Source organism: Paenibacillus sp. J5, assembly GCF_054955055.1.
Map to the genome: position 1 here is coordinate 644,425 of NZ_JBUEDD010000001.1, position 20,355 is coordinate 664,779.

Annotated in this window: 20 protein-coding genes and 1 pseudogene; 3 read left to right on the plus strand and 18 right to left on the minus strand. The window is 54.2% G+C overall.

The genetic code is table 11. The annotated features are described in order from the left end of the window. The first annotated feature begins 170 nt into the window (after positions 1–170). Positions 171–1,223: a bifunctional 3-deoxy-7-phosphoheptulonate synthase/chorismate mutase gene (locus tag ACY1JZ_RS02590; RefSeq protein ID WP_462627928.1), complete on the plus strand. Its 1,053-nt coding sequence runs from the start codon at positions 171–173 to the stop codon at positions 1,221–1,223. 192 nt (positions 1,224–1,415) lie between these two features. Here ACY1JZ_RS02590 and rpiA read toward each other — a convergent pair whose 3' ends face one another. From rpiA to ACY1JZ_RS02645, 11 genes and pseudogenes are all read right to left on the minus strand, one after another. Continuing rightward, positions 1,416–2,102: a ribose-5-phosphate isomerase RpiA gene (gene rpiA, locus ACY1JZ_RS02595; protein ID WP_462627929.1), complete on the minus strand. Its 687-nt coding sequence runs from the start codon at positions 2,100–2,102 to the stop codon at positions 1,416–1,418. Positions 2,103–2,196: 94 nt separating this feature from the next. Further along, positions 2,197–3,171 (minus strand): alpha/beta hydrolase, encoded by a 975-nt coding sequence (locus ACY1JZ_RS02600; protein WP_462627930.1) that lies wholly within the window; start codon positions 3,169–3,171, stop codon positions 2,197–2,199. 236 nt (positions 3,172–3,407) lie between these two features. Then, positions 3,408–4,085, minus strand: a complete 678-nt coding sequence (locus ACY1JZ_RS02605; RefSeq protein WP_462627931.1) for a hypothetical protein — start codon at positions 4,083–4,085, stop codon at positions 3,408–3,410. Next, a pseudogene (locus tag ACY1JZ_RS02610) lies at positions 4,070–4,876 on the minus strand (ABC transporter ATP-binding protein); the annotation flags it as partial. The pseudogene ACY1JZ_RS02610 and the gene ACY1JZ_RS02605, both read right to left, overlap by 16 nt. A gap of 85 nt (positions 4,877–4,961) precedes the next feature. Beyond that, a complete protein-coding gene (locus ACY1JZ_RS02615; RefSeq protein ID WP_462627932.1) occupies positions 4,962–7,001 on the minus strand; it encodes an ABC transporter permease in 2,040 nt (679 codons plus the stop codon). A gap of 127 nt (positions 7,002–7,128) precedes the next feature. Next, positions 7,129–7,509: a hypothetical protein gene (locus tag ACY1JZ_RS02620; protein ID WP_462627933.1), complete on the minus strand. Its 381-nt coding sequence runs from the start codon at positions 7,507–7,509 to the stop codon at positions 7,129–7,131. A 475-nt stretch (positions 7,510–7,984) separates the two neighbouring features. Continuing rightward, positions 7,985–9,025 (minus strand): NADH:flavin oxidoreductase, encoded by a 1,041-nt coding sequence (locus ACY1JZ_RS02625; protein ID WP_462627934.1) that lies wholly within the window; start codon positions 9,023–9,025, stop codon positions 7,985–7,987. Positions 9,026–9,117: 92 nt separating this feature from the next. Continuing rightward, positions 9,118–9,252, minus strand: coding sequence for a hypothetical protein (locus ACY1JZ_RS02630; protein WP_462627935.1), 135 nt, complete (start codon positions 9,250–9,252; stop codon positions 9,118–9,120). Between the two features lie 132 nt (positions 9,253–9,384). Continuing rightward, positions 9,385–10,470 (minus strand): aspartate-semialdehyde dehydrogenase, encoded by a 1,086-nt coding sequence (gene asd, locus ACY1JZ_RS02635; protein ID WP_462627936.1) that lies wholly within the window; start codon positions 10,468–10,470, stop codon positions 9,385–9,387. A 509-nt stretch (positions 10,471–10,979) separates the two neighbouring features. Further along, entirely contained in the window at positions 10,980–11,750 is a 771-nt protein-coding gene (locus tag ACY1JZ_RS02640) for a DODA-type extradiol aromatic ring-opening family dioxygenase (protein WP_462627937.1), read from the minus strand. Positions 11,751–11,775: 25 nt separating this feature from the next. After that, complete coding sequence (locus ACY1JZ_RS02645; RefSeq protein WP_462627938.1) at positions 11,776–12,438, minus strand: alpha/beta hydrolase; 663 nt, start codon at positions 12,436–12,438, stop codon at positions 11,776–11,778. A 160-nt stretch (positions 12,439–12,598) separates the two neighbouring features. Here ACY1JZ_RS02645 and ACY1JZ_RS02650 point away from each other — a divergent pair, with 160 nt between their 5' ends. Then, complete coding sequence (locus ACY1JZ_RS02650; protein ID WP_462627939.1) at positions 12,599–13,144, plus strand: helix-turn-helix domain-containing protein; 546 nt, start codon at positions 12,599–12,601, stop codon at positions 13,142–13,144. Between the two features lie 169 nt (positions 13,145–13,313). Here ACY1JZ_RS02650 and ACY1JZ_RS02655 read toward each other — a convergent pair whose 3' ends face one another. The 7 genes from ACY1JZ_RS02655 to ACY1JZ_RS02685 form a co-directional block, all read right to left on the minus strand. Beyond that, the gene (locus ACY1JZ_RS02655; RefSeq protein ID WP_462627940.1) at positions 13,314–13,682 is read right to left on the minus strand and encodes a rhodanese-like domain-containing protein; all 369 of its coding nucleotides are present in this window, start codon (positions 13,680–13,682) and stop codon (positions 13,314–13,316) included. Positions 13,683–13,789: 107 nt separating this feature from the next. Next, the gene (locus tag ACY1JZ_RS02660; protein ID WP_462627941.1) at positions 13,790–14,017 is read right to left on the minus strand and encodes a sulfurtransferase TusA family protein; all 228 of its coding nucleotides are present in this window, start codon (positions 14,015–14,017) and stop codon (positions 13,790–13,792) included. Between the two features lie 46 nt (positions 14,018–14,063). Further along, positions 14,064–15,209: an MBL fold metallo-hydrolase gene (locus ACY1JZ_RS02665; protein WP_462627942.1), complete on the minus strand. Its 1,146-nt coding sequence runs from the start codon at positions 15,207–15,209 to the stop codon at positions 14,064–14,066. A 225-nt stretch (positions 15,210–15,434) separates the two neighbouring features. After that, a complete protein-coding gene (locus ACY1JZ_RS02670) occupies positions 15,435–16,007 on the minus strand; it encodes a sulfurtransferase TusA family protein (RefSeq protein ID WP_462627943.1) in 573 nt (190 codons plus the stop codon). 54 nt (positions 16,008–16,061) lie between these two features. Then, positions 16,062–16,394, minus strand: coding sequence for a rhodanese-like domain-containing protein (locus tag ACY1JZ_RS02675; RefSeq protein WP_462627944.1), 333 nt, complete (start codon positions 16,392–16,394; stop codon positions 16,062–16,064). Positions 16,395–16,430: 36 nt separating this feature from the next. Then, on the minus strand, positions 16,431–17,210 hold the full coding sequence (locus ACY1JZ_RS02680) for a sulfite exporter TauE/SafE family protein (protein ID WP_462627945.1): 780 nt from the start codon (positions 17,208–17,210) through the stop codon (positions 16,431–16,433). 334 nt (positions 17,211–17,544) lie between these two features. Continuing rightward, positions 17,545–19,188: an FAD-dependent oxidoreductase gene (locus tag ACY1JZ_RS02685; protein ID WP_462627946.1), complete on the minus strand. Its 1,644-nt coding sequence runs from the start codon at positions 19,186–19,188 to the stop codon at positions 17,545–17,547. 196 nt (positions 19,189–19,384) lie between these two features. Here ACY1JZ_RS02685 and ACY1JZ_RS02690 point away from each other — a divergent pair, with 196 nt between their 5' ends. Next, positions 19,385–20,170 carry an aminoglycoside phosphotransferase family protein gene (locus tag ACY1JZ_RS02690; protein ID WP_462627962.1) on the plus strand — a complete coding sequence of 262 codons (786 nt, stop codon included), beginning with the start codon at positions 19,385–19,387 and terminating at the stop codon, positions 20,168–20,170. The last annotated feature ends 185 nt before the right edge of the window (positions 20,171–20,355 follow it).

A 20,355-nucleotide genomic window follows, 5' to 3' on the forward strand; every position in this document is an offset into this window, starting at 1 on the left:
GATGGAGGCTGCCGATGTCATATCGCTGCGGAAGAGTACGACAAGTCACTGTATACCGATGTCCATAGTGGATGTGAGTACCGTGTGCTGAAGGGACACCTATGGATGTCCTGATGGATGTCCTGATCGATGACCCGAGAGCGCACATCAAACAAGAGAGGAAGATTTCGATGACCCGGACGAATACGACAACTACATTGGATGGACATAACAGACTACAGACGCTCAGCCTGGAATTGCTACAGCAGTTGGAGGAGCATCAGCAGCTCATGCAGGAGCTGAAGCTGACACCTGCGCAGATCGGGGAATGTCTGCAGCAGTTGGACAGCAGGCTCGACGCTAATTTGAAGCATTCGCAGGCTCGCAGGCTGCTGACGCAGTGGATGGAGGGAGCAGCTCAATCAAGCGGAGGCAGCAAGGAGAAGCCGTCGCTGCTCGTCTCTCGCCAGCATCAGCTTCATAATACGGTCGTACAGTTGGGCGATGTCGCGATCGGGGCAGACCAGCCAGCTCTGATTGCTGGTCCTTGCTCGATCGAGAGCTATGAGCAGCTCCGTCAGGTGGCGGCGATGCTACAGGCTGCGGGGGTGAAGCTGCTGCGGGGCGGGGCATTCAAGCCGCGCACCTCTCCCTATGAATTTCAGGGGCTTGGCCGAGATGGACTAAGGATGCTCAAGGAGGTCGCGGAGGAATTCGGCCTGCGAACGATCAGTGAAATTGTCCATCCTGCCGATATTGAGCTTGCCGCCACATACATCGATGTCATTCAGATCGGTGCACGCAACATGCATAATTTCGAGTTGCTCAGGGCGGCTGGCGACGTGCAGACACCTGTGCTGCTCAAGCGCGGCCTGTCGGCCACACTGGATGAATTCGTGCATGCTGCCGAGTACATCGTCTCTGGCGGCAACCCGCACGTCATGCTGATCGAACGCGGCATCCGCACCTACGAGAAGGCGACCCGCAATACGCTCGACATCTCGGCCGTGCCGATCCTCAAGCAGGAGACCCATCTGCCCGTTCTGGTCGATGTCACTCACTCCACCGGCCGCAAGGATATAATGGCTCCGTGCGCCAAGGCAGCTCTGGCAGCCGGTGCCGACGGCATCATGGTTGAGGTGCACCCCAACCCGGCTGCCGCCCTGTCTGACGCCGCGCAGCAGCTCAACTTCGACGAGTTCCGCCGTTTCTATGAGGAAGTGCGCCTGTCCGGGCTGCTATAGTCTCCGTGACCGCTTCCCGATTAGCCGAGCGCTCATCCTCCGTTCACCTTCGGAGCGACTAGCCTGATGAATCCGGCCGCAGGGAGCGTCCTGGCCCGGCGGCCACTGGCTCTCGCTCCGGTCATCGTTGACTCAGCGCGTACCGCATCCCTGCTCATGTAATGCTCCATACATTACAGGGATGCTCCCGAGTCAGCGACTCTGCTCCAGTACCGAGATGGCGCCATCCTGCGAGGCGAAGATGACGGTGCTCGCCATGTGCGTGAACAGGCCGTTCTCCACAACACCGGCAATAGCATTAATACGCGCCTCCAACTGCTGTGGATCAGCAATACCGCCAAAGGCGCAATCAACAATATAGTTGCCGTTATCCGTCTTATACTCCTGGCTCTCTACCATTCGGACGGAAGGCTTGCAGCCGAGCTCTCGGAGCTTCGCGATCGTCAGATTAGCGGCAAACGGGACGATCTCCACCGGCAGCGGGAAGCGTCCAAGCTGTGCGACTCTTTTGCTCTCATCGGCGATGACGATAAAGCGGTTGCTGCTCATTGCCAATATTTTCTCCCGCAATAGCGCGCCCCCGCCTCCCTTGATGAGATGCAGGGCAGGATCAACCTCATCCGCGCCGTCGATAGTCAGATCGATCCCGCTGATCGAAGACAACGGCACCAGCGGGATGCCGAGCTCCAGCGCCAGTGCCTCCGATCTTGCAGAGCTGGCTACTGCCTGGATACGCAGCCCTTGCTGCACTCGCTGCGCGATGCGCGCAATGGCATAATAGGCCGTCGAGCCTGTCCCCAGACCAACGATCATCCCATCCTCTACTCGCTGTACGGCTGTCTCTGCAGCCAGCCTCTTTGCCGTGTCCACTGCTTCCATCACTGCTTCCTCCTCTTATTGACCCGCCCTGTGGTCATTCCCAGTCTTATGCCGGCGGCGGCCCGATGGGCCGATGCTTCATCCAATAGTGCGCTCACACTCTCTCCAGCCTGCCTGGCCTGTCTCTACTGCCGTACTGCGACAAGAAGGCGATCAGCTCTTGCGTATACTTGTCCGGGTCCACCAGATAGGATTCGCCATGCCCGGCATTCGGGACAACAACGAGCCGCTTCGGCGCCTTACAGGCATCATAGAGCCGATAGACCATCGAGGTCGGCACGAATTGATCCTGCTCGCCATGGATGAAGAGCATCGGCCGTGTATTGTGATGAAGCTGCTCCAGCGCGGACGCCTTGCGGAAGGAATAGCCTGCCCGCAGACGAGTGAGAAGACTCGTTGCTGCTATCAGCGGAAATGACGGCAGACGATACATCCGCTTCAACTGATAGGCCAGCTCATCCTCTACCGAGGTGTAACCGCAGTCTTCAACAATGCAGGTCACCTGCTGCGGCAGCATCTCACCGCTTGTCATCATCACCGTCGCAGCGCCCATCGAGACACCGTGCAGCACAATCGTCGCTTCTTCTCCAAGCTGCTCGATAAGCTGAGCGATCCAGCCCGTGTAATCTAGCCGCTCCTTCCATCCGAACCCGATGTAGCTTCCTTCACTTCTCCCATGGCCTCTGGCATCGGGCAAGAGCACATTCATGTCCAGCCTCTCATGGTATAGCCGCGCGAGACCGCACATCATGCCGGCCTCTCCCCCATAGCCATGCGCCAGAATAACCGTCGCCTTCGTTGGCGAAGGGGCAGGCAGATAGTAAGCCTTGAGCTGCAGCCCGTCATCGGAGGTGAGGCTCCAGATGGAACATGTCTGCTGCGCCCACCAGTCCCGGTTGGCCTGAAGATCAATCTTCATATTCGGGTTGAGCCGCAAGCCTGGATCACCCTGGAGAAAGCTCTTGTCAGCACGCGCAACCGCTTTGTTATAGAAATAAACGCTCAGTCCCGCTACAGCAGCCAAAGCTGCCAGCAGCACACCCAGCGCAACCATCAGCACGGTATTCATGGCTACCCCGCCTTCCTCTGCAACCTCTGTCCATCATCGATGTATTCCCATTATTATATACAATTATATCCGATTTCGATCCGACATACGACTTGGCTCGTCTGCCTGTATTCTGCCGCTATCGTTGGCTGGACAAGCTTCGTGTCGGATTGAAATAGATAGCTGTATACGTGCACATATCTTTCTATCATTCGAAAAAGCCGCCTCCGCTTGTGCGAGCGGGGCGGCTGGAAGCCTTATCTCATCATAAACTCTCGGTTAGCGAACAAAGACTGGGCAACTGTGAACAGTACCCCTGATGCTGCCAGCATCATATAGCTGCAGAGCATACTGTCCATGTAGGGTTGGGGGAGACTCCATTGGAAAGGATAGATACCCAATGAGTATGCGCCCCGAGTCATATAATGGAACAGCGCGTATCCTCCTGCTAAGATATAGCAGCTAATAGGGTTTTTGAAGATCACGATCAACAAAAAGGAAAGTCCGGCAAATAAGAAAATGGAAATGACAGGAACGTATAGATCCTCAAGAATAACGGTAATCTGTGCCGATGACAGCCCAGCAGCCATAACGACATAGAGTATCATAAACAGCAGAGCATAGAGCCCTGTCATGCGCCATACTCTGAGCATTCCGCTCCGTACCGGAGGGTAAGGCAGAGCCAGAATCGTTTCCTTCCCCTCAGTAGCTGTATAATCCTGAAACATGGCGATGATCCAGATACAGATCATCGGGATCGACAGGACACCCGTCGCATGCCTGAGCTGAGGCAGCAGATAGCGATCATCCAGCCCCGAGTATTGGAGCATGCAGTAGACCGCACTCAACCCCATGGTGAGGATCGGGATATAAAATAGCCCGCCCATACTGCGAATATCCAGCATCAACGGCAGCAGCTTTACTCTTGACTCCATGCCAAGTACCCTTCCTCCACAGTAGGCTGGCAGTGTGTAGCTCCGTCGATCGGAGCTGTCTCCGACAAAATACGCAGCTCCGTCATGTCCCCCATCAGCACCGACTGCATGATCTGGAAGCTGTTGCTTGCTTGCAGCTTCATCGCATCCTTTGACGGGACACGGCAGCTCCATACCTTGCCGACTGCCGACTGAGCGAGGTCATCCAGTGACTCAAACTGTACAGCATGACCATCCTTGAGAACAGCCACGCTGGAACACAGCGCCTCTATATCCTCCACAATGTGAGTCGATAGCAGAATGATCCGTTCACCGGCTGATTCTCGGAGCAGGTTGCGAAATCGGATACGCTCCTGAGGGTCCAGTCCGGCGGTTGGCTCATCAACAATCACAATAGCCGGATCGCCCAGCAATGCCTGGGCGATGCCGAGCCTGCGTTTCATCCCACCGGAATAGACCGCGGTTTTTTTATGGGCATCAGCCGCTAGATTGACCTTCTCCAACAATTCGCTCACCATCGCTCGCCGTTCCTTGGGTTGATGCACACCCTTCAACACAGCAATGTAATCCAAACACTCGTAGCCGGTTATATTGCGAAACACATTAAAATGCTGAGGCAAATAGCCCAGCTTGAACCGTATCTGTTCTGGCGTTTGGGACCATTCCCATGATTGGCATCGAATCGAACCACTGTCGGGCTTCAACAGCGTAGCCAGTACCCGCATCAGCGTGGTCTTGCCCGCTCCATTAGGTCCGAGCAGGCCGAATAGACCGGGACGGATATTAAGAGACACGGACTTCAGCACTGCTGCATTGCCAAAGCTTTTGCTTACCTTATCCAAAATAAGACGGTTGTCCACGCTTCCCACCTCACTATCAATCTAGCAACTCCCGCCAGTCCTCTATTCGTAGTACCGGCTGTGAAGGCTCGGACAAACGATAGGCTTGACGAATAACGTCCATCAGGCCGCTATCTCCTCGCCGTTCATAATAAGACAGCAGATCACGCGCGAGATATGAAATGTCCGGTGCCTGTGAGCCCAGCCGATCCAGTGTCTGCATCTGAGAGGATAGCACCGTGTAATCCTTATGCTGACTGGAGAGGAAGCCAAGCAGCATCCGAAAAATATACGAATTCTGTTCATCTCCAGTACGATAGCTGTTCGACCAGAAGAAGGCCTGAAACACCCCTTCGGCTTGGGGCAGCATCTCAATACTATAGGAGCTTCTCGTCAATTGCTCGTTAATAAGCAGTTGCTCTCCGTCCAGCCTCATATATTCCGCAGTGGAATAAGATGACGATGGTATGGTAAAGACTTGCCTTGGCATCGCGGGTGCAGGGACGCCGAGTAATTCAGATAGCTGCCCGGCTGTTGTCTCGATTCTCTCCAGCACCGCCTCCAACGGCTCCAACTGATCAGGCGGCCCGACGATGCGGTATGTCGCCCCCTGTTTTTCCTTAAGCATCCCGGATAGCAGCATAGCTCCACTCGCTTCACCAGCGAATAATCCCGGGCCAACCTGGGGCAGATTGCTATAGACGGGCTGACGCCCCTTAACTGCCAGTTTGAAATAGGCAGAGCCGCTACGTGGAACCCGTTTGTATTGCGGCTCATAGACCAGCTCATAGCTCCCGGCGATCGCGTAGCTTCCAGGCACCGGATACCAAGGAACCGACGAGCTTAGAAATAGTGAAGTTTCCGTAATCTGGTTAAAAGCTCCCCCGTCTCCTCGGATTCTAAGCGCCAGCTCTCCCTCGCTCTTGTCCTGCGGCCAATCGATGTAGAGATGGTCCCCGCTCTGTTCCCAGGATAGCGCCTCCCCTGTGCCCATTGCACCCTCAAGCACCTTCAGCCCATGATACAGAGTAAATACAAGTCGCCCTTCCTCAGCCGCAATCTTCTCTACCCTGATGCGAGCGGCATACTCAATCTGATTGGCCAGATGCTCCAGCTCCAGCTCATAGCCGGCAGCTACAAAGTCCCGTCCATTCTCCTTAACCTCACTATTCGCCGCTTCTGCATAGTAGGCTGCATCCTGATTTAGGTACAAGTCGGCGTAACGGTTCAGCGGCGCACGATACGAATCGAGCGGACTGCGGATCGCCCAAGCACATGTAAAAGACATCACCAGGCAACATGCCACTATGGTTAGCAGCCAACGCTTTTCTGCCGCGGACTTCTCCCTCTCATATCTGAATCTTACTGCACCGGCAGCGGCAGCCAAGCAGAGAGCGAGAAAGCCCAGCTTCCTGGCCATCATCGGGCCGGCGATATACAAGCCCTCCACAGCGCTGTATTCCGCCTCCAAATCCCGTTCCCCTTGATTGAACCAGGCTAATAATTCAACAGGTAAATAATTCGCCAATATATGGTTAAAGGGGCTAATCCATAGCCAAACTGCAAGCACAATCGGCAGCTTCCACCAGGAATCCCCCATATAATTTTCAATTGCAAATCCTAGCATTCCGCAGGCAAACAGTGTTGCCCCCCAATACCAGCCAATGTACAACCCAATATCTATAAAAAAGCTGATGTAATCGCTCCCGCTTACCCCGATTAACAACAGTAGCTCTGCATAGGCGATAGCTGTAATAAGCGTACAGACCGCAAACCAGGCCAGCAGCTTGCCCAGTGGTCTTAGACGATCGCCTGGAGCTGCCGCCAGCGTCTCTGCAAACGATGCGTCCTTCTCGCGGCGTGCGGACAATATGCCAAAAAACAGCCCAAATAATGCAGAGGCCATGACAATATAGCCCGAGGAAACCAAAAACTGTCCCGCCTGCAACTGCTCCTGAAGATAATTATAATAGCCCGTTGCCAGGTACAAGCTAAGAAAGATGAATGCAATCCATACAAGCGGCCCTCTTCGATACTGCGTAAATTCCATAGTTACAATCGCATATAGTTGTCGCATTCAAATCACCATTATAGGGTTTATAGGGTTGGCATCGTTACCACGTGCTTAATCTGATGCCTAGTGAAGAAGACCACCCAGCAGCCTGCTGGGCTTTGGGCGGTCTTCATGGTCGATGATGACGAAATTAATAGTTCTGAATAAAACCGTAACCGCTAGGGCCGTTCGACACAGGTGTCAAACGCACATAATACAAATCGGTATCCGGGTCCATATTAATCTGTGCATAGCTGACATTTGTCGTGTTCGTATTGAAGTTAGAGATTGTCGTATCTGGCCACAAACTCACGACTCGCTTGGCGGCAATCTTCATCGTGCCCCGCTGAGTGTTCAGCCATCCACCATAATGTCCTGTTGGATTGCCATTAATGTTAGAGCTCTCGGCAAATGAACCCAGTGCAGGCAAATTCGTATCGGCGAATTGGTCCGTCGCAGCATGTGCTGCGCCGGTAATCATGACTGCCCCAAGAGCAGCCGCAGCAATAAATTTCTTAGTGTGGCTAATCATATGAACCTCCTTAGATGAACAGAATGAACTTCAATTGGGCCGCTAGACGCACACCCCATGTTAACTCGTGTTATAAAGGATATATATATGATAGCTGGCCAGCGTATCAACAAAAGTACACAGCCTGTTTAGATCCTTGCCAACGGTCTGATTAGGCTGCCATCGCCTGCATGCTGTCGATCTGGAGTAGCAAACTGCAGGCAGGTTGATCAAAACCCCTAAATAGGGATAATACAAGCAAAATTTCAATAATTTAAGCGATTCATTGCTTACGACAGTATAACACCTAAATCTTGTAAATGTACATACCTCTATCTGCTAAATTCTCATAATAGTACTAAAAGACTAGATATAATTATAAAATTTTGTTACTTATTCAAAATAAAACATATTTCAAATTGCAAAACAATCGTTATTAAGCAATAAAAAACGCCGCCTCCGCTTGTGCGAGCGGGGCGGCGGATGGGAATCACGCCTAGTACAACGTTTGTAGCGCCTCAGGCTTCATCGGCTGCAGATCGTCGAGACCGCCTGTGCGAATCTTGCTCGCCCATTCCGGATCGGCCAGCAGCGCACGTCCGACCGCGACCAGGTCGAATTCCCCACGCTCTAGCCGCTCGATCAGACCGTCAATGCCCGTCTGGTTCGCTCCCTTGCCCTGCGTGAACAGGGTCATGAAATCCTCGTCCAGACCGACCGAACCGACCGTAATGACCGGCTTACCGGACAGCTTCTTTACCCAGCCAGCGAGATTGAGCTCCGACCCTTCAAACTCAGGCTCCCAGAATCTGCGGGTAGAGCAATGGAACAGGTCGACGCCCGCAGCCACCAGCGGCTCCAGCCACTGCTCCAGCTCCGCAGGCGTCGTTGCCAGCTTCGCCGCATAGTCCGTCCCCTTCCACTGCGAGATACGCAATATAATCGGGAACTCCGGCCCAACCGCGCGACGGCAAGCTTCGATGACCTCCACCGCGAAGCGAGTCCGCTTGAGCATGCTGCCACCATAGCGGTCTGTACGCGAATTGGTCTTCTCCCAGAAGAACTGGTCTATCAGATAACCGTGCGCACCGTGCAGCTCGATGCCGTCAAAGCCCAGACGCTTCGCCTCGGCAGCAGAGTGGGCAAATGCCTCGACAATGGCTGCAATCTCCGCCTCGGTATAATCATTCACCTGTCCCTTGGCACCCATATGCCAAATCTGCGGCACGATGCGGCCGCCAGCGGCATGAACTGCGGCCACCACATCAGCCCAGCCACGCAGAGCAGCCTCACCATAGAAATGCGGAACATTGTCCTGATTGGCAGCGTCCGGGTGGTCAACCACGGTACCCTCGGTCACGATCAGCCCCACCTGATTCTCCGCGCGCCGACGGTAATAGTCCGCTACATTAGAGCCGGGAACCCCTCCTGGCGAGAATTGCCGGGTCATCGGGGCCATCACTATTCGGTTGGCCAATTGCAGCGTGCCCTCCGAGAACGGCGTAAACAAGGCTTCAACGGATTTTGCAGTTGTCATGTACACTCCACTCCTTCTATTTTTATGAATCAGACGATTACACGGGGCGCACGCCCACCTTATTGACCATACGGTCAAAAATGAATGCCAGCTTAGGCAAATGACCTATATTCAGTCATCTCGCCTGTCACCTCGATTGACAGCTCCGTCCAGTCGCAGCATAGATTGCTCAGGATTCGGCATGTCCGATGCGTGACCTCCAAGCCCCTCACTCTTAGCAGGATCATATCACTTCTTCCCCCGCCAAGTCAAAATCGCATGCGCTCCCCAGATCAACACAGAAGCGCAGCCGCCTGCACGGGGAGACAGCATGATGATGTACATCATTCCCCGGCAGACGACTGCGCCTTACAGTTGGTTTATTTCGGCTGAATGTAGCCCTCAGCCTTCAGCAATTCCGCGATCAGCACCGCGCCGCCTGCTGCTCCGCGAACGGTATTGTGCGAGAGACCCACAAATTTGTAATCATAGAGAGAATCCTCGCGCAGTCGACCAGCCGATACGCCCATTCCACGTTCAATGTCGCGATCCAGCTTCGTCTGCGGGCGGTTCTCCTCCTCGAAGTAGGTGATGAATTGCTTCGGCGCGCTCGGCAGCTCCAGCTCCTGCGGACGGCCCTTGTACTGCTGCCAGCACTCCAGAATCTGCTCCCGGGTCGGCTTCTGCTCGAACGAGACGAACACCGTCGCCAGATGGCCATCTGTTACAGGCACGCGGATGCACTGCGTCGTAATATGCGGCGCGCTCGCCTTGACGATCTCGCCATGTTCCACATGACCCCAGATGCGCAGCGGCTCCTGCTCGCTCTTCTCTTCCTCCCCGCCAATGTAAGGAATGACGTTATCCAGCATCTCCGGCCAATCGGTGAAGTTTTTGCCTGCTCCAGATATGGCTTGATAGGTGGAGGCCACCACGGTCTTCGGTTGGAATTCTCTCAGTGCGTTCAGCATCGGCACATAGCTCTGAATCGAGCAATTCGGCTTGACCGCGATGAAGCCGGTCTCTGTACCCAGACGTTTACGCTGCGCGGCGATGACCTCCAGATGGTCAGGGTTAATCTCTGGAATGACCATCGGCACATCCGCTGTCCAGCGATGCGCGGAGTTGTTGGAGACAACTGGTGTGCCGGTCTTGGCATATGCCTCCTCCAGCGCCATTACCTCATCCTTCTTCATGTCGACTGCGCAGAAGATGAAGTCCACCTCAGCGGCGAATGCTTCGACCTGGGAGGCATCCTGCACGATGAGCGGCTTGATCTCCTCTGGAATAGGCGTGCTCAGCTTCCATCTTCCTTGAACAGCCTCCTCATATGTCTTGCCTGCCGAACCCGCGCTAGCCGCGATCGCTGTAACCTGAAACCATGGATGCTGATCCAGCAGCTCAATAAACCGCTGGCCAACCATGCCTGTTCCTCCGACGATACCTGCTCTCAATCTTTGTGTCATAAGACAATTCATCCTTTCTTAGAGAGAATATATTGATGATTCTCGATACGATATATAATGAAACCTGCCTCCAGTAAGCTCCTATCCGCCGCCCGGCGGCAACAAAAAAATCCCACCCCCAAGACAATACAATTGTCTCAGGGACGAGATTCATATCCTCGTGGTACCACCCCAGATTTGCCTATATGTCGCCATATAAGCCTCCTCAAGTACGGCACTGCCGCGGCAATGCGTATACTCCAGCTCTGTAACAGGAGCTCCTGGCGAACCACCCTCCCCTAGCGGGATTCCGGTGCGCTGCTCAGAGTCTTTCTTCGTATAGATTATTCTTTGCTCCTTTTCAGCTACCGGAGCTCTCTGCGAAAGAATCCATCTACCTACTCGTCTCGTCATCGCATTTGCTTATCACCGTTATATTATCAAAAATCCCCCACCAGGTAAACAGTATTTTTCAAAAAATCACTTCTAGATGCTGGATGTCGCCGCGCATCTAACAGCGTGCATATCAGTTAGTTGAATTTCCACACCGTCAGGCTCAGGTTCCCCCACTGGTAGCTGCGGTGCAGCAGCTCAGCGGAGCGGTGCTGATCCCCGCTGCCCATCGCAATCAATAATGGAATGAAGTGCTCCGCAGTAGGGACAGCCTCGCTGGCATAGGGAGCCAGCTCCTGATAACGGAACAGAGCCTCTGTATCCCAGCGCTCCAGCTTATCCTGCAGCCAGCTCTCGAAGGCAATCGCCCACTCATCCACCCTGTCCGCCGCCCAATTCACCCTGCGCAGATTATGAACGGCGCCGCCGCTGCCTATAATCAGAATATCCTGCTCACGCAGGCTGGCAAGAGCCTGCCCGGTTTTATATTGCTCCTCAGCGGTCAGATAGCGGTTGACGGACAGCGCCACCACCGGAATATCGGCATCCGGGTAGATCAGCTTCAGCACGGCCCAAGCGCCGTGATCCAGCCCCCGCTGTGTATCCACTACCGTATCGATTCCACTGGCTGCGAACAGATCCGTGATCTGCTTGGCGATCGCCGCGTCGCCCTTGGCAGGGTAGGTCATCCGGTATAGCTCGTCCGGGAAGCCGGAGAAATCATAGATGGTGGAGTAGGTGTCCACCTGGCTCACAGCCTGTGTACGGCTCTCCCAATGCGCGGAGAACAGGACAATCGCTTTGGGCTTGGGAAATGTCGTCGCGACATTCTTCAGATAATCAGTATAGGCATGGTCTTCAATTACGAGTGAAGGGGCTCCATGGGCAAAAAAGAAAGATGGCATCATAATCGTATCACTCCTTGTCATGATTTTAAATCTGCTGCTGCAGCAGCCCAGCGTCCGCGCTTAGCCACTGTATGACATCGCGCTGATTGTCCGGCGATACCGTATGCTCGCTTGGATAGAGGTGAAACGTCACTCTGGACGTCCGCGAGTTGAAATAATCGGCATTCTGATGTCCGATCGCGACCGGGAAGATCGGATCGTACTGTCCGTGCGAGATGAACACTGACACCTCTTCTGTACTGCGCAGGCTGTATTCTGTCTTGACGAATTCCGGGACATAGCCGTTCAGAGCGACGATGCCCTTGAGCCTGTCTCCCATCACCAGCGCCAAGGACATCGCAAGAATGGCCCCTTGGCTAAAGCCCAGCACATACCGTCGTCCTTCATCAATCGGATATTCCTGTGTGATCTGCTCGATGAATTGCTCCAGCTTGGTCATAGCCTGGTCGAACTGCTCACGAATCGGATTGCCCAGGCTCTTCAGATCATAATATTGATAGCCATTGCCTAGAACCAGGTTGCCGCGAATGCCGATGATGATGAAATGCTCCTGCAATTCCTGGACAAGTCCATACATATTACTCTCATTCGAGCCTTTGCCGTGGAGAGTGAAGAGAACAGGATATTTCTGCCCGGGATGCATGCGGGCGGGCAACTGGACGTTGTATAGATAAGCGGCTTCCTTCATGTCGAGCGCTCCCTTCGTGTATTCACCGAATTATTATTTATAAAGAAATAATATTTATATTGCTAATATACACTTCAGGTACTAGCACGTCAACAGAAATATTGTTAATATCAAATTAAGTTTTGTTTTATCAATATAATGGGTTAGAGGTGAGCTTGCTATGGATATAGGTTCCACCATTCGCACGATTCGTAAGCGTAAAAATATTACCATCGCTCAAATATGTGAAGAGACTGGATTGTCACAAGGCTTTATGAGCCAGGTTGAAAATAATAAAACCTCGCCTTCCATTGCTACATTGGAAAATATCGCGGCGGCCTTGAAGGTTCCGCTAGCTTATCTGTTGCTTAAAAAAGAGGATCGGATGAGCATCGTCCGTGTTGCCGAGCGTCAGCATACCACCAGTGGCTCTGATCAGCTCAAGGTATCCCATCTGGGGAAGACGAAGAATGTCTCGATGGTGCTGGTGGACATTCCGCCGGGTGCCAGTACTGGGCTGGAACCACATGCTCATGAAGGAGAAGAGGTGCACCTGGTGCTGGAGGGACGAATCTTCGCGGAGCAGGGAGAGGATGCGGTGGAGCTGGAGACTGGAGATTCGTTCAGTTGGAATGCGTGTACCCCCCATCTTGTTCGCAATATCGGGGACAGCACGGCGCGGGTACTGATCAGCATCTATAAAGAGGGCGAGCATGATCTGATATAATTCGTGATGTAAGGGAGCCTCATAGCAACGTTCCCAAGTGACACCCACAGGGGGAACTGGAAGCTACTGTTTGTTTTTCATCGCGCCTCGTTGACGGGCTCCCAGTGCCGCCCCTGTCATCCTTCTAGCCTTATCGTTCATTCATCATGGCTTCCTATCCACGCTGCGTCTAGCGCTCCCAACTCATGTAGCCGCCTTGCAGATGCGTCAGGTCAGCAAACCCTTGCTTGCTCAGTACACGGGCTGCCTGCTTACTCCGTACACCGCTCTGACAGAACAGGTAGACGCTCTGGTCCCGCGGAATCTCTGACCAGCGGGCTCCTAGCTGCGACAACGGAATGTTGACTGCCCCGCGAATGCTGCCTGCCCGGAATTCTCCTGGCTCGCACACATCAATCAGCGCCTTCTTGGGATGCTGGTTCAACTGCTTCTTGAACTCTGCGCTCCCGAGTGTGCGCAGCCCTTTGACCGGAGCCAGTCTCGTATAGATGAATGCTATGAACAACACAGCAATAGCAATAGGGATCAAGCTTTCCATTTTGCTTCCTCCTCGTATTTATGATGATGCGTATAGGTTGAAAGGGAACGGCTGCAAGCGCCCTTCCCCTTATCCATTAGCCTGAGCCATAGCCTTCGCCTGTCGGTCTACTTTTTCTTGATCCAGAACGTGTAGATTCCATTATCCTCCGTGGACTGCACTAGCTCATGTCCTGTGCTGCGCGCCCAAGCGGTCAGATCGCTCTGCGCCCCCTTGTCCGTCGCCCTCACTTCCAGCGTTTGACCCGAGGCCAGCGTATCGATTGCTTTCTTGGTTTTCACAATCGGCATCGGGCATGCAAGCCCGGTTGCATCCAATACGAGATCACTTTTCATTATCTTCATTCCTCCAGCTTCTTTTTTCCTGCTTATTTTGTCCTGCTTATTTGTCATGCACCGCACAGCGGTTCGGGCCGATCTCCATCTCGCGCTGCTCGTCTGCTGATGGCGTAAGCCGTCCCATATTGGTCTGGCGAATGTCCTGATACGCATTCGGCTGTGGCGGGAGCTGGCCGGTTACGATGTGCCGGAACTCCTGTTCATCCTGTATGTTGAGACCCGGATTGTTACGGTAGAGATCGCCAAGACGTGCAGCAACCAGTCCTCCCTCGCCCAGCTCTGTGTATTGGCCAAAATGAGCCGGCAGCACAATCAGCTCCTTTGACAGCCCTCTATAGCGATGATACAGCGTCTGCCGCAGGTCACCGACCCAGTCCTCTGCCAAGCCTGCCAGATCGGGCCGTCCAATTGACGCTACGAATAAAATATCTCCAGAGAGCAGATAGCGCTGATCCACGATAAATGAGGTCGAGCCAATCGTATGCCCCGGCGAATAGATCGGCTGCACCTCAATGGTCTGGCTGCCGACGTAGATATCCTTGCCCTCAGTCAACGGCTCATACGAAAAGGTAACTTCGCCTGCATCCTTCGGCGGCAGATGATACACCGCACCGTGCCGCTCAGCAAGCAGCCTGCCACCAGAGATATGATCCGCATGCAGATGAGTATCGATGGTGTGCACCAGCTTGACGCCCTTGCTCTCCAAAAATTGCTCATATTGGTCGACCATGCGCGTAGCATCGATGAGGGCCGCCTCGCCATCGGCGATAACGGCATAGGACAGGCAGCCCTTGCCGACCCGCACGAACTGGTACAGCTCTCCGCCACCCGACAGCTCCGCTACCATGACCGGCTCCAGATGCTCGCTCCATGCCCTCATGCCGCCGGCAAGATAGAAGACATCGCCTCGACCAGCCTCAGCCAGTTGCTCTGCTACCATAATGGAGGAGCCTTCCTTCGCACACACGACCAGCACGCGGCCCGCCTCCGGCAGCCTCTCTAATGCCGGCGCAATATCATCCAGCAGATCAAAGTACGGGATGTTGACACTAGTGACGCTATCTCCTTCAATTCTCCAGTCGCTATAGCCCTCCTCATTTCGTACATCCAGTACGAACAATGGCTGCTTCTGCAATACTATGGCCGCTGCCTCCCGCGCACTCATCGCTTGCACAAGTTCTGTCTTCATCGCAATACCTCCCATTATTGGTCATCTGCTTCCCTTGGTCATTGATCTAGCTTGCTTAATGCTGTCTGAACACTCTGAACGGAACAGATCAGATCTGGCCGAATGTTCGTTCCAGGAAAGACGCTTAATCGCAGGCGTACCGGGGTACGTCAAGAAAAAGGCAACGCAGCATGGAGCAAAAATGCTGTGAGAGATGACCTTGAACTTGTTCAGACACGACCTGATTCAAGCCTCCTCCTGCTCCCCCGTCCAGCCCAGCATCCCCGGCAATACATTGCGTACTTGAGTGAAACCGCCAGCCGCCAGGAGTTGGCAGGCCGCATCGCTGCGATTGCCCGTTCGACATACGACCGCATAGGTTTGAAGCGGATTAAGCTCCTCAAGACGCTGCTCCAGCTCCCCTGCCGGAATCGAAACCGCTCCCGGCAAGTGGCCGAAGGCATATTCCGCCGGCTCGCGCACATCAATAATGTGGATCGGCTCTCCAGCCTGGCGACGGCTCAGCAGCTCCTCCATCGTCATCGTATGTGGATAGCGTATCTCCGCCTTTACCTCCGAGGGGTCGGCTTTACGAATATAATGACACAGCACATCCCCCTCCTCCTTCAGACCAATATACTGATGGCCGGTGCGCTTGGCCCAGCTCTGCAGGTCGGCGATGGAGCCTTTGTCCGTTGCCCGTACCTCCAGTACTTCCCCTGTATGAAGCTCCTCCATCGCTTTCTTTGTGCGTACTACAGGCAAAGGACATGCCAGTCCCTCACATTCCAGTGTGCGATTCACCTTGACTGAACTCATAGCACTGCATCCTCCTCATTTTGTTCTGTGCTCACCGATGCTCTGGAGCATGGTTCAAGCCTCGCTGCCGCCTCCGTATTGTATCGCCCCTTGCCAGGCCGTCATCCCGCCCGGCATGTTGATGACTCTGTAGCCGAGCGAAGCCAGATATTCACAGGCTCTGCCGCTGCGTCCCCCGCTACGGCAGACCACGACAATCTCCTCCTTGCTGTCCAGTTCATGATGCCGCGTCTCCAATTCGCCCAGCGGGATATGGGTAGCCTGTGGAATATGACCGTCATATTCCCACTCCTCCTGTTCCCGCACATCAAGCAGTATGAATCGTTCCCCTCGTTGCAATCTGTCCTTCACTTCAAATGGCAGTTGCAGCCTCACCGTTGCAGCCATACCCTGTCGCCTCCCTAGATAGCGTGTATGCACGCCCTAGACTAAAATATCAATCCATATCTTAATGACTGTCGCCACGATAAGCGCCGCTAACATCCATTGCAGCACCTTCGCATTCAGCTTCTTGCTAATCATCGCCCCGATTGGAGCAGCCACTGTGCTGGCGACAACCATCACCACAGACGGGATCAGCAGCATATGCCCTCCCATCAGCTTGCCCGCTGTCGACCCGATGGAGGAGATAAACGTAATCGCCAGGGAGGACGCAATCGCTACCCGTGTCGGTATGCGGAGCAGCACTAGCATCACTGGAACGGTGATGAAGGCGCCCGCCGCGCCGACGATTCCAGACAATATACCAATGAGCGCAGCCGAGGCAGCCGCTAATGGCCTGTTGAACGTCAGCTTGGTGTAGTCCCCTTCCTCATCCCCCTTCTTGGGCAGGAACATCATAATTCCCGCGATAAGCGCAAGGACGGCGTACACGATGTTAATCGTGTCATCGCTCATAAACTTCGAGCCGTAGCCGCCCGCGAAGCTGCCAATTACAATCGCAACCCCCATGGACAGCACCAACTGCTTGTTAATGTAACCTCCCTTGCGGAACGCAAACATCCCGGCCAAGGTAGCGAAAAACACCTGCACCGCGCTGATCGCCGATACCTCCTGGGCGCTAAACGCCACAAACCCCAAAGCCGGCGGGATGTACAGCAGCATCGGATATTTAATGATTGAACCGCCGATGCCCACCATACCGGAGATAAGCGAGCCCACAAAACCGATGGCGAACAAGGTGATGATCCACGCATAATCCATAATGTCTTCTTCCCTCCGCCTTTATACCCTATAGGGTATGTTGGAGATAAAAAAAAGAGGGGCACTGCTTCTAACCAAATACGTTATGAATCGTATGCCCCACTTCGCATCCATATACCCGTATAGGTATGTTAATACTATAATCAATTATGGCGCGGTCGTCAATATTTTTCTGAGGCAACATCTGGCGAGAGGAATCCACGCCGCCATCGCCGGAGCTTGCGCATGCAACAGCGATCCTTCGGCAATCAAGCATCCAGACCGGGCTAAGCCAGTTGCCATGTCTGTCTGCTGCGACGAGGGTAGCTTGCACGGCCTTTTACTCCCTACCGATTTATGAATGGAAGCGGCCGTTCATCTTACTGGTACGGTATCCGCCAGTCACATTGTAGGCTGTGAAGCCATGTTGAGCCAGAATGCGGCAAGCGATATAGCCCCTGATGCCAACCGCGCAATACACATACAATTCCTTGCTTGCATCCAGTTCTCCCATTCGATCGCGCAACTCATCCACCGGGATATGCAAGGCGCCCTCAAGATGCCCTGCAGCATACTCGGTGTCCGTTCTGACGTCCAGCAGCACCGCATCCTCACGCCCTGCCCATTCCCCATCTGTACTCACCTTCATCCGTCCGCTCAGCACATTTCCCGCTACATAACCGGCCATGTTGACCGGATCTTTGGCCGAGGAATACGGCGGCGCGTAGCATAGCTCCAGTTCGGCCAGATCATGTACTGTCCCACTGAGCCGCTGAACGGTCGCGATCACATCGATTCGCTTGTCTACGCCATCAGAGCCAAAGGCTTGCGCACCGAGAATTTTACCTGACTCATCGAACAGCAATTTGAGCGAGATTGGCGATGCGCCCGGGTAGTATCCGGCATGAGAGGCAGGATGGAGGTGTATGGCGTGATAGGGCAGCCCAAGCTTCTTCAGCAGACGCTCATTCTGCCCGGTCGCCGCTCCGGTCTGGCCGAAGATGCGCAGCACAGCCGTGCCCTGCGTCCCCTTGTAGGCGCTGTCCAGTCCACATAGATAATCGGCGGCGATTCGTCCCTGCTTGTTAGCAGGACCAGCCAGAGGTACAGCGGCGCGTTCGCCTGCCAGATTCGTCGTCTCCACCGCATCTCCAACAGCGTAGATATCCGCCATGCTGGTCTGCATATGTTCATTAACAATAATATGGCCCCGCGGCCCCAGCTCTATGCCAGAAGGCTGGAGGAATGCTGTGTCCGGCTGAACACCGATCGCCAGCACAACCAGATCACAGGCCACCGTCCGCCCGCTCTCCAGCTCCACCTCGATGCCTTGCCCCTGCTGATGAAAGGCACGAACCCCATCGCCCGTCACTACCTCCACACCATTAGTAATGAGCTCCTGCTCACCATATGCCGCCATCTCCGCATCGAAGACGGATAGAATCTGCGTCCCCGCCTCAACCAACACCACCTCCAGCCCCCGCTCGCGCAGATTTTCCGCCATCTCGACACCGATGAAGCCGCCGCCGATGATGACTGCCCGTTTCGAATCGTGGCGCTCAACGACCTCCTTGATGCGATCCATATCCGGGATAGTACGAAGTGAATAGATAGACTCCCTGTTGATCCCGGGAATCGGCGGCTTAACCGGGCGTGCGCCGGGAGACAGAATGAGCGCGTCATAGCTTTCCTGATACTCACCGCGATCCGCGCTATGAACCGTAACAACCTTGGCAGACGGGTCTACTGCCGTCACTTCACTTGATGTGCGAACGTCAATCCGAAAGCGAGCCTTCATCGCCGCCGGCGTCTGCACCAGCAGCTTGGAGCGCTCCTTAATCGAGCCGCCAATATGGTAAGGCAACCCGCAGTTGGCATAGGAGATATATTCACCCCGCTCGAACATAATGATTTCCGCCTGCTCATCGAGCCTGCGCAATCGGGCCGCCGCCGATGCTCCACCCGCTACGCCGCCCACTATCAAAATTTTCTTCGCCATGTCTCGCTCCTCCTTTTACATATACCTGTATGGGTATATATTAGATATATCTTACCTGGTTTTGTCTGTCGATACTGTGATTTTTGTCACGCAGAACAAAGGTTGCTTGGGGAACGAGTATGGCGGGTGTAGAAGCACCATTTGACTTCTTACTTGCATCTTCAGTATAAAGAGTATGAAGGAAGGTGATTCATTGATGGAGCGTCGCGAGGAATTGGCCGGGGGACGCATCGGCAAAATTATGAAGGAGGGCGGGAGCGTTGTCCGTCCAGCGCAGCGTTGGACAGTAGATATTCACCGCTTTCTGAGGTTTATGCATCAGCGCGGCGCGCGCTTCGTACCCGAACCATACGCCATCACAGAGCAACAGCAGGAGCTGCTGTCGTATATGCCAGGCGAGGTATACAATGATCCATTGCCAGCGTGGATGCTGGAGGATCGCATGTTGATCTCGGCTGCCCGCTTATTGAAGACCTTTCACGAGCACAGCCAGCATTATATCTGTATGCTCACCCATGAGGAATCATGGATGCTGACCGCGCAGCAGCCCGCCGAAGTGATGTGTCATGGCGACTTTGCGCCTTATAACGTTACGATCGTCGATGGCGAGGCTGCGGGAATCATTGATTTCGACACTCTGCATCCAGGGCCGAGACTATGGGATGTAGCCTATGCGGTCTATCGGTGGGTTCCATTCACCAGCCCTGCTCGCCCCGGCTCACATGGAGATTTACAGGCGCATATTCGGAGAACCAGGATATTTCTGGATGAGTACGGATTGGATGATGCTCAGCGGGAAAGCCTCGTCCGCGTCTTGATCGCTAGACTGACGAGTCTGACAGACTTCATGCAGCACGAAGCCGACAACGGCAACGAGGATTTCCAGCATCATATCGCTGAAGGACATCTGAATGTATATGTTGAAGATATGGATTATCTTCGGCGGCATGAGGATGAGATTGTGAAGGAGATTCGGGGGTAGTGCTGCGCTCAGCGAGGGCGCTTGGCGAACAAGCCCACGGTCAGAGCCCCGCGGCAGCATGCAGGCTTGAGAGTAGCAGGCGCGTGCTGCTGCGGGGGCGGATGTCTGATTCACCTCATTCTGTACTTTCTATACTATAGTTTCTAAGTCATGCCATAATTCTTCTGAGCCTCCCGACCGGCCAA

Coding starts and splice junctions, on each gene's coding strand:
- ACY1JZ_RS02590 (WP_462627928.1), top strand. CDS start 171: ATGACCCGGACGAATACGACAACTACATTGGATGGACATAACAGACTA.
- rpiA (WP_462627929.1), bottom strand. CDS start 2,102: ATGGAAGCAGTGGACACGGCAAAGAGGCTGGCTGCAGAGACAGCCGTA.
- ACY1JZ_RS02600 (WP_462627930.1), bottom strand. CDS start 3,171: ATGAATACCGTGCTGATGGTTGCGCTGGGTGTGCTGCTGGCAGCTTTG.
- ACY1JZ_RS02605 (WP_462627931.1), bottom strand. CDS start 4,085: ATGGAGTCAAGAGTAAAGCTGCTGCCGTTGATGCTGGATATTCGCAGT.
- ACY1JZ_RS02615 (WP_462627932.1), bottom strand. CDS start 7,001: ATGCGACAACTATATGCGATTGTAACTATGGAATTTACGCAGTATCGA.
- ACY1JZ_RS02620 (WP_462627933.1), bottom strand. CDS start 7,509: ATGATTAGCCACACTAAGAAATTTATTGCTGCGGCTGCTCTTGGGGCA.
- ACY1JZ_RS02625 (WP_462627934.1), bottom strand. CDS start 9,025: ATGACAACTGCAAAATCCGTTGAAGCCTTGTTTACGCCGTTCTCGGAG.
- ACY1JZ_RS02630 (WP_462627935.1), bottom strand. CDS start 9,252: ATGATCCTGCTAAGAGTGAGGGGCTTGGAGGTCACGCATCGGACATGC.
- asd (WP_462627936.1), bottom strand. CDS start 10,470: ATGACACAAAGATTGAGAGCAGGTATCGTCGGAGGAACAGGCATGGTT.
- ACY1JZ_RS02640 (WP_462627937.1), bottom strand. CDS start 11,750: ATGATGCCATCTTTCTTTTTTGCCCATGGAGCCCCTTCACTCGTAATT.
- ACY1JZ_RS02645 (WP_462627938.1), bottom strand. CDS start 12,438: ATGAAGGAAGCCGCTTATCTATACAACGTCCAGTTGCCCGCCCGCATG.
- ACY1JZ_RS02650 (WP_462627939.1), top strand. CDS start 12,599: ATGGATATAGGTTCCACCATTCGCACGATTCGTAAGCGTAAAAATATT.
- ACY1JZ_RS02655 (WP_462627940.1), bottom strand. CDS start 13,682: ATGGAAAGCTTGATCCCTATTGCTATTGCTGTGTTGTTCATAGCATTC.
- ACY1JZ_RS02660 (WP_462627941.1), bottom strand. CDS start 14,017: ATGAAAAGTGATCTCGTATTGGATGCAACCGGGCTTGCATGCCCGATG.
- ACY1JZ_RS02665 (WP_462627942.1), bottom strand. CDS start 15,209: ATGAAGACAGAACTTGTGCAAGCGATGAGTGCGCGGGAGGCAGCGGCC.
- ACY1JZ_RS02670 (WP_462627943.1), bottom strand. CDS start 16,007: ATGAGTTCAGTCAAGGTGAATCGCACACTGGAATGTGAGGGACTGGCA.
- ACY1JZ_RS02675 (WP_462627944.1), bottom strand. CDS start 16,394: ATGGCTGCAACGGTGAGGCTGCAACTGCCATTTGAAGTGAAGGACAGA.
- ACY1JZ_RS02680 (WP_462627945.1), bottom strand. CDS start 17,210: ATGGATTATGCGTGGATCATCACCTTGTTCGCCATCGGTTTTGTGGGC.
- ACY1JZ_RS02685 (WP_462627946.1), bottom strand. CDS start 19,188: ATGGCGAAGAAAATTTTGATAGTGGGCGGCGTAGCGGGTGGAGCATCG.
- ACY1JZ_RS02690 (WP_462627962.1), top strand. CDS start 19,385: ATGGAGCGTCGCGAGGAATTGGCCGGGGGACGCATCGGCAAAATTATG.